This is a genomic window from Paraburkholderia phenoliruptrix (assembly GCF_019511605.1).
GTDB classification, from domain to species: domain Bacteria; phylum Pseudomonadota; class Gammaproteobacteria; order Burkholderiales; family Burkholderiaceae; genus Paraburkholderia; species Paraburkholderia phenoliruptrix_A.
In genome coordinates, this window is sequence record NZ_JAEUAV010000007.1 from 245,837 (window position 1) to 254,150 (window position 8,314).

At 64.1% G+C, this 8,314-nt stretch carries 6 protein-coding genes; 5 read left to right on the top strand and 1 reads right to left on the bottom strand.

Annotation, left to right across the window (positions count from 1 at the left end):
- The first annotated feature begins 57 nt into the window (after window positions 1–57).
- The 4 genes from JNB89_RS12840 (at window position 58) to JNB89_RS12855 (ending at window position 6,589) form a co-directional block, all read left to right on the top strand.
- Window positions 58–1,845 carry an acyl-CoA dehydrogenase C-terminal domain-containing protein gene (locus tag JNB89_RS12840; RefSeq protein WP_220362405.1) on the top strand — a complete coding sequence of 596 codons (1,788 nt, stop codon included), beginning with the start codon at window positions 58–60 and terminating at the stop codon, window positions 1,843–1,845.
- A 115-nt stretch (window positions 1,846–1,960) separates the two neighbouring features.
- Window positions 1,961–4,396: a 3-hydroxyacyl-CoA dehydrogenase/enoyl-CoA hydratase family protein gene (locus tag JNB89_RS12845; protein ID WP_220362406.1), complete on the top strand. Its 2,436-nt coding sequence runs from the start codon at window positions 1,961–1,963 to the stop codon at window positions 4,394–4,396.
- A gap of 30 nt (window positions 4,397–4,426) precedes the next feature.
- Window positions 4,427–5,626, top strand: a complete 1,200-nt coding sequence (locus JNB89_RS12850; RefSeq protein WP_220362407.1) for an acetyl-CoA C-acyltransferase — start codon at window positions 4,427–4,429, stop codon at window positions 5,624–5,626.
- A 192-nt stretch (window positions 5,627–5,818) separates the two neighbouring features.
- The gene (locus tag JNB89_RS12855) at window positions 5,819–6,589 is read left to right on the top strand and encodes an enoyl-CoA hydratase (RefSeq protein WP_220362408.1); all 771 of its coding nucleotides are present in this window, start codon (window positions 5,819–5,821) and stop codon (window positions 6,587–6,589) included.
- A gap of 93 nt (window positions 6,590–6,682) precedes the next feature.
- Here JNB89_RS12855 and fdhD read toward each other — a convergent pair whose 3' ends face one another.
- A complete protein-coding gene (gene fdhD, locus JNB89_RS12860) occupies window positions 6,683–7,525 on the bottom strand; it encodes a formate dehydrogenase accessory sulfurtransferase FdhD (protein WP_223216737.1) in 843 nt (280 codons plus the stop codon).
- 106 nt (window positions 7,526–7,631) lie between these two features.
- Here fdhD and JNB89_RS12865 point away from each other — a divergent pair, with 106 nt between their 5' ends.
- Window positions 7,632–8,108 (top strand): nitrate reductase associated protein, encoded by a 477-nt coding sequence (locus JNB89_RS12865; protein ID WP_013338027.1) that lies wholly within the window; start codon window positions 7,632–7,634, stop codon window positions 8,106–8,108.
- Window positions 8,109–8,314 lie beyond the last annotated feature (206 nt).

The following is an 8,314-nucleotide window of genomic DNA, read 5'->3' on the forward strand; positions in this document are numbered from 1 at the left end:
CCGCATCAGCGGTCGCGCTAATGGCCTCGCTTCTTGTTCAAAACTTTGGAGAGAGTCATGGGACAGTACGCCGCGCCGCTGCGCGACATGCAATTCGTGTTGCACGAGCTGCTCAACGTCGAGGCCGAGATCAAGCAGATGCCCAAGCACGCGGATCTCGACGCAGAGACGATCAACGCCGTGCTCGAAGAGGCCGGCAAGTTCTGCTCCGAAGTCCTGTTTCCGCTGAATCACAGCGGTGACCAGGAAGGCTGCACATACGTCGGCGACGGCGTGGTGACCACGCCGAAGGGTTTCAAGGAAGCCTATCAACAGTATGTTGAAGCCGGTTGGCCAGCGCTCGGTTGCGATCCGCAGTTCGGTGGCCAGGGGCTGCCCGCCTTCGTGAACAACGCGCTCTACGAGATGCTGAACTCGGCGAACCAGGCGTGGACGATGTATCCGGGCCTCTCGCACGGCGCCTATGAATGCCTGCACGCGCACGGCACGCCGGAGCTGCAGCAGCGTTATCTGCCGAAGCTGGTGTCCGGCGTGTGGACCGGCACCATGTGTCTGACCGAGCCGCATTGCGGCACCGACCTCGGCATTCTGCGCACCAGGGCCGAGCCGAACAGCGACGGTTCCTATTCGATCAGCGGCACGAAGATTTTCATTTCCAGCGGCGAGCATGACCTCGCGGAGAACATCGTGCACCTCGTGCTCGCGCGTCTGCCTGATGCGCCCAAGGGTACCAAGGGCATCTCGCTTTTCATCGTGCCGAAGTTCATTCCGAACGATGCAGGCGAGCCCGGCGAGCGCAACGGCGTGAAGTGCGGTTCCATCGAACACAAGATGGGCATTCACGGCAATGCGACCTGTGTGATCAATCTCGACAACGCGAAGGGCTGGATGGTCGGCGAGCCGAACAAAGGCCTCAACGCAATGTTCGTGATGATGAACGCCGCGCGCCTCGGCGTCGGTATGCAGAGCCTCGGTCTCACCGAAGTCGCCTATCAGAACTCGCTCACGTATGCGAAAGAGCGCTTGCAGATGCGTTCGCTGACCGGTCCCAAGGCGCCGGACAAAGCCGCCGACCCGATCATCGTGCATCCGGACGTGCGCCGCATGCTGCTCACGCAAAAGGCCTATGCCGAAGGTGCGCGCGCATTCTCGTACTGGTCCGCGCTGCATATCGACAAGGAGCTCTCGCACGCCGACGAAGCCGTGCGCAAGGAAGCCGCCGACCTCGTCGCACTGCTCACGCCGATCCTCAAAGCGTTCCTGTCGGACAACGCGTTTGAAGGCACCAATCACGCCATGCAGATTTACGGCGGCCACGGCTTTATCGCCGAGTGGGGCATGGAGCAGTACGTGCGCGACGCGCGCATCAACATGATCTACGAAGGCACCAACGCGATTCAGGCGCTCGACCTGCTCGGCCGCAAGATTCTCGGCGACATGGGCGCGAAGATGAAGAAGTTCGGCAAGCTCGTCACCGAGTTCGTCGAAGCTGAAGGCATCAAGCCGGAGATGCAGGAGTTTGTGAACCCGCTCGCCGACATCGGCGAAAAGGTGCAGAAGCTCACGATGGAAATCGGCATGAAGGCCATGCAGAACCCGGACGAAGTCGGTGCCGCCGCCGTGCCGTATCTGCGCACGGTCGGGCATCTGGTGTTCTCCTACTTCTGGGCGCGCATGGCGCGTATCGCGCTGGACAAGGAAGCGTCGGGCGATCCGTTCTATAAGGCGAAGCTCGCCACCGCGCGCTTTTACTTCGCGAAGCTGCTGCCGGAAACGGCCATGACGATCCGTCAGGCGCGCGTCGGTTCCAAGCCGCTGATGGACGTCGAAGAAGCGCTGTTCTAACTCATCTCACGCAAAGCGCCGCGCCTCGACACACAGCGCGGCGCCTGTGCAAGCCCTATTCATCGCGAGTCAGTCGGAGCATTCGCGACACCGCATAACTCCCCGGAGGAACGACGTGAGCAATCTGATCATTCGCAAGGTCGCCGTGCTCGGCGCCGGCGTGATGGGCGCGCAGATCGCCGCGCACCTGATCAACGCCAAGGTGCCCGTGCTGCTGTTCGACCTGCCCGCCAAGGAAGGTCCGAAGAACGCCATCGCGCTCAAGGCGATCGACAATCTGAAGAAGCTGTCGCCGGCGCCGTTCGGCGTGAAGGACGACGCGCAGTACATCCAGCCCGCGAATTACGACGACGACATCGACAAGCTCGCCGAATGCGACCTGGTGATCGAAGCGATTGCCGAGCGCATGGACTGGAAACACGACCTGTACAAGAAGGTCTCCCCGCATATCGCGCCGAACGCGATCTTCGCGACCAACACCTCGGGTCTGTCCATTACCGAACTCTCGCAAGGTTTTGCGGACGATCTCAAAGCGCGCTTTTGCGGCGTGCACTTCTTCAATCCGCCGCGCTACATGCACCTGGTCGAACTGATTCCGACCACGGCCACGCGCCCGGAAATCCTCGATCAACTCGAAACGTTCCTAACGAGCGTGGTCGGCAAGGGCGTGGTGCGCGCGAAGGACACGCCGAACTTCATCGCGAATCGCGTCGGCATTTTCTCGATCCTCGCCGTCATGACCGAAGCCGCGAAGTTCGGCCTGCGTTTTGACGAAGTGGACGACCTGACCGGCGCGCGCCTTGGCCGCGCGAAGTCAGCCACGTTCCGCACCGCGGACGTGGTCGGTCTCGACACGATGGCGCACGTGATCAAGACGATGCAGGACAACCTGAAGGACGATCCGTTCTTCCCGGTCTACGAAACGCCGGCTGTGCTGGCCGAACTCGTGAAGAAGGGCGCGCTCGGCCAGAAGTCCGGCGGCGGCTTCTACAGAAAGGAAGGCAAGGCGATCAAGGTGCTCGACCCGAAGACGGGCGAATACGTGGAGGGCGGTGCGAAGGCGGACGAACTGGTTGGCCGCATTCTGAAGCGCCCGCCGGCGGAGCGCCTGAAGCTGCTGCGCGAATCGGAGCATCCGCAGGCGCAGTTCCTGTGGGCGATTTTCCGCGACGTGTTCCACTACATCGGCGTGCATCTGGAATCCATCGCCGACAATGCGCGCGATGTCGATCTGGCAATCCGCTGGGGCTTCGGCTGGAACGAAGGTCCGTTCGAAGGCTGGCAGACGGCGGGCTGGAAGCAGATCGCGGAGTGGGTGCAGGAAGACATCGCCGCGGGCAAGGCGCTCGCGAACGTGCCGCTGCCGTCGTGGGTGCTCGAAGGCCCGGTCGCGGAAGCGGGCGGCGTGCATACCAATCAGGGTTCCTGGTCGCCGGCTTCGCAGACCTTCGTGCCGCGCTCCTCGCTCGGCGTGTACGAGCGGCAGGTGTTCCGTGCGCCGCTCGTCGGCGAAACGTCGGCGGACCCGAAGACCTACGGCAAGACGCTGTTCGAGACCGACGCCGTGCGCGCATGGGTTGACGACCGTGCCGGTGAAAACGACGTGTTGATCGTGTCGTTCAAGAGCAAGATGAACACGATCGGACCGTCGGTGATCGACGGCCTCGTGCAGGCAATCGAACTCGCGGAGAAGGACTACAAGGGCCTCGTCGTCTGGCAGCCAACCTCGCTCAAACTCGGCACGCCGGGCGGGCCTTTCTCGGCGGGCGCGAACCTCGAAGAAGCGATGCCTGCGTTCATGATGGGCGGCGCCAAGGGCATCGAGCCATTCGTGAAGAAATTCCAGCAGGGCATGCTGCGCGTGAAGTATGCGAGCGTGCCGGTGGTGTCGGCGGTGTCGGGAATCGCACTCGGCGGCGGCTGCGAACTGCTGCTGCATAGCGCGAAGCGGGTCGCGCATATCGAAAGCTATATCGGCCTTGTCGAAGTGGGCGTGGGCCTCGTGCCCGCGGGCGGCGGTCTGAAGGAAGCCGCGCTGCGCGCGGCCGAAGCCGCAACGCAAGTCGGCGCGACCAACGACCTGCTCAAGTTCGTGCAGAAGTCGTTCGAAAACGCGGCCATGGCGAAGGTTTCGGCGTCCGCGCTCGACGCCCGCGCAATGGGCTACCTGAAGCCGTCGGACACGATCGTCTTCAACGTCTTTGAACTGCTCGACGTCGCCAAGAAAGAAGCGCGTGCGCTGGCCGGCGGGGGTTACCGTCCGCCGCTGCGCGTGACGCAAGTGCCGGTGGCTGGACGTTCGGCGATCTCCACGATCAAGGCTTCGCTCGTGAACATGCGCGACGGCCGCTTCATCAGCGAGCACGATTTCCTGATTGCGAGCCGTATCGCCGAAGCTGTGTGCGGCGGCGACGTGGAAGCGGGCAGTCTGGTCGACGAAGAATGGCTGCTGCAACTGGAGCGCCGCGCGTTTGTCGATCTGCTCGGCACGCAGAAGACGCAGGAACGGATCATGGGCATGCTGCAAACCGGCAAGCCGGTGCGGAACTAACAGCGACGAGCGGACATTCTGGAGAAACAAATGAGCAAGCAATTGCAAGACGCCTACATCGTCGCTGCGAGCCGCACGCCTATCGGCAAGGCGCCGCGCGGCGTGTTCAAGAACACCCGTCCCGACGAACTGCTGGTGCACGCGATCAGATCCGCGGTGGAGCAGGTGCCGGGCCTCGACACCAAGGTGATTGAAGACGCGATAGTGGGTTGCGCGATTCCCGAGGCGGAGCAGGGGCTGAACGTCGCGCGCATGGGCGCGCTGCTGGCCGGCCTGCCGCAATCGGTGGGCGGCGTCACGGTGAACCGCTTCTGCGCGTCGGGCCTGACCGCGCTCGCCATGGCCGCGGATCGCATCCGCGTCGGCGAATCGGACGCGCTGATCGCGGGCGGCTGCGAGTCGATGAGCATGGTGCCGATGATGGGCAACAAGCCGTCGCTGTCGCCGCATATCTTCGATCGCAATGAAGACATCGGCATTGCATACGGCATGGGCCTGACCGCCGAGAAAGTCGCCGAGCGCTGGAAAATCAGCCGCGAAGCGCAAGACGCGTTCTCGGTCGAGTCGCATCGCCGTGCAATCGCCGCACAGCAAGCGGGCGAATTCAACGACGAGATCGCCGCGTACACGGTCACAGAGCGCTTTCCGGATCTGGCCACCGGTGAAGTGCGCGTGTACACGCGCGAAGTTTCGCTGGACGAAGGCCCGCGCGCCGACACGTCGCTCGAGGGCCTCGCTAAACTGCGCACGGTGTTCGCGAACAAGGGTTCGGTGACGGCCGGCAACAGCTCGCAGACGTCGGACGGCGCGGGCGCGCTGATCGTCGTGTCGGAAAAGGTCCTGAAGCAGTTCAACCTGACGCCGCTTGCGCGCTTCGTGAGCTTCGCGGTGCGCGGCGTGCCGCCCGAAATCATGGGCATCGGACCGAAGGAAGCGATTCCGGCGGCGCTGAAGGCAGCGGGCCTCAAGCAGGACGACCTCGACTGGATCGAGTTGAACGAAGCGTTCGCCGCGCAATCGCTCGCCGTGATCCAGGACCTCGGCCTCGATCCGTCGAAGATCAACCCGCTCGGCGGCGCGATTGCGCTGGGTCATCCGCTGGGCGCGACGGGCGCCATTCGCGCGTCGACGGTCGTGCACGGCCTGCGCCGCCGCAATTACAAGTACGGCATGGTGACAATGTGCGTGGGCACCGGCATGGGCGCGGCGGGCATTATCGAGCGGCTGTGATACGGCCGGCCTCGGTTCCGGCGCCAAGCCGCGCGGCGCCAACAAATTGATGCGCCAGAAACGGTTCGCAGGCTCGACGCTTGCGAACCGTTTTCGCATTTTCGAGCAGCAGTTCTGCGCAGCGGTTTGTACCGCAGATTCATGCCGCAGATTTATGCGGCGAATTCCCGCAGCAGATTCAAGGAGACGACAATGACGACGGATATTCTGGTCGAGCGGGCCAACGGTGTGCTGACTCTTGCCTTTAACCGGCCGGACAAGAAAAACGCGATCACGGCCGCGATGTATCAAACCATGGCCGACACGCTGGTCGGGGCGCAAGACGACGCCTCCGTGCGCGCAATCCTGATTCGCGGCAGCGCGAAGATCTTCAGCGCGGGCAACGATCTCGAAGACTTCATGAAGTCTCCGCCAATGGGCGAAAATGCGCCCGTATTTCAGTTCCTGCGCGCGATCAGTTCGGCGGAAAAGCCGGTGGTGGCGTCGGTCGCAGGGCCAGCCGTGGGCATCGGCACGACGCTGCTGCTGCATTGCGATCTGGTGTATGCCGCCGATTCTGCGAGCTTTTCGCTGCCGTTCGCGCAACTCGGGCTGTGCCCCGAAGCGGCGTCGAGCCTGCTTTTGCAACGCGTCGCCGGTTATCAGGCAGCGGCCGAAAAGCTGCTGCTCGGCGAGGCGTTTGACGCCGCCGAAGCGCTACGCATGGGCTTCGTGAACCGCGTGCTGCCGGCTGCGGAAGTGGACGCGTTCGCGGCATCGCAAGCTGCGAAGCTCGCCGCTCTGCCGGCCTCGTCGTTACGTGCGACAAAGAGCCTGATGAAGCGCGCAAGCCGGGAAGAACTGCAAACGCAGATGGCGGAGGAAGCGGTGCACTTCGGCAAGATGCTGGTTGCGCCCGAGGCGCGCGAGGCATTCAAGGCGTTCTTTGAAAAGCGCAAACCGGACTTCCGGCAATTCGACTGAGCGAAGCGCGCGGCGTGGACTGGACGAAGCGCGGTGCGCCAAGCGCTCGGGCCGCGGGCGGTGCGTCGAAGCGCTCAGCCCGCGCGGGGCGGCTCAAGGTTGCGCGGTGTCGTAGTCGACGTAGCTCGTTTCGCGGCAGAAGCTGACGAGCCGCACTCCCGCCTTGCGCGCGATCGCAATGGCCAGGGACGACGGCGCCGAGATGGTGGCGACCATCGGCACGTCGACGCGCGCGGCTTTGCGCACCAGTTCGTAGCTCGCGCGGCTCGACAGGAACACGAAGCCCTCCCTGGTGTCCACTCGATCGAGCACGAGCTGGCCGATCAGCTTGTCGAGCGCATTGTGGCGGCCGACGTCTTCGAACGCGTAGCGGATCGCGCCGGCCGCATCGCACCATGCGGCGGCATGCAGGCCGCCGGTCAGGCGGGTCAACGCCTGGTGCGCGGGCAGTTCGCGGGCCGCGCGCGCAATCGCGTCGGGCGCGAGCCGTTGCAGAAAGCCGGTGTCGGGCACGCGCTCGGGCTGCAGATCCAGCAGATCGATGCTCTCTATGCCGCACACGCCGCAGCCGGTGCGGCCCGCCAATGCGCGGCGCTTTTCCTTCAGCGCGACGAACGCCTGCTGCACGACCTGCAGGTGGACTTCCGCGTGCGGCAAGTCGCCGTTGTCATGCAGCTCGACCTCGATGTCCTGTATGTCGCTGCCGCGCTCGACAATCCCTTCCGAAATTGCAAAGCCCACCGCGAACGCTTCCAGATCGCAGGGCGTGCACATCATCACTGCATGCGAAATGCCGTTGAAAACGAGCGCGACCGGCCACTCCTGACCGATGTGGTCGATGACCGTTTCCACCGCCGCGCCGCGATGGCGGTGCACCTCGCGCTCTACCGCGCCGGGCTGGCCTGTTTGCAGTTCGTCCAAGCTGATTGACTCCATTGATGCCGCGCCTGTGCGGCTTGTTGCGCCGCCGACGCACGAATAAGCTTCTAAAATACCTCAAGCCGGGCTTGTGCGTTTGCCCATCATTCACGAGGACACTGTCATGGGACTGAACGAAGCACCGCTGCTGTTCGACTTCGAGGTGGAGTCGTCGGAGAATTTCACTTATATCCCGATGTCGGTTCGCTTCAATCTGGATCGTTTCGGGCTGCGCATTTCACTCGCGCAATGGCAGATGCTGCCGCTGGAGGACCGCAAGCTCCTCGCGCGTTTTCCGGTTGCGGAGGACGCCGAGATCGAGCCTAATTTCGATCACGCGCTGTTCGAGATGCTGCGCACTCACGCGAATGTCGAGCCGGAGTGGTTCACGCCGGAGGAAGCGCCGGCGTGGCGCAACACGGACAGCGTGCCCGATAGCGTCGAGCGTCAGGCGAAACTGGCGGGCCTCGCCGCGCCGAGCGCCGCGCGCTGGGCCGAACTCGACCCGTTCCAGCGGTACGTGCTCGCCAAGCTGTCACGCAAGCAGGAGATCAACCACGACTTCATCCCCGCGATGAAGGAATTTGGTGCGGCCGGCTAGGTGCGGCCGGCTAGGTGCGGCCGGCTAGGCGTGGGTGGCTAGGTGCGGGTGGCCAGGTGCAGCCGGCCACGTGCGGCCAGCTAGGCGCGGTTGGCCAGACGCGGCCGACCAAGTGCGACAGGCCGGTGCGGCCGGCCCGGCGGACCCGGCCGGCACGATGAACCGGTTGCCCCGCCAACGCAGCCCCGCCGCCGCGGTCCCGCCAC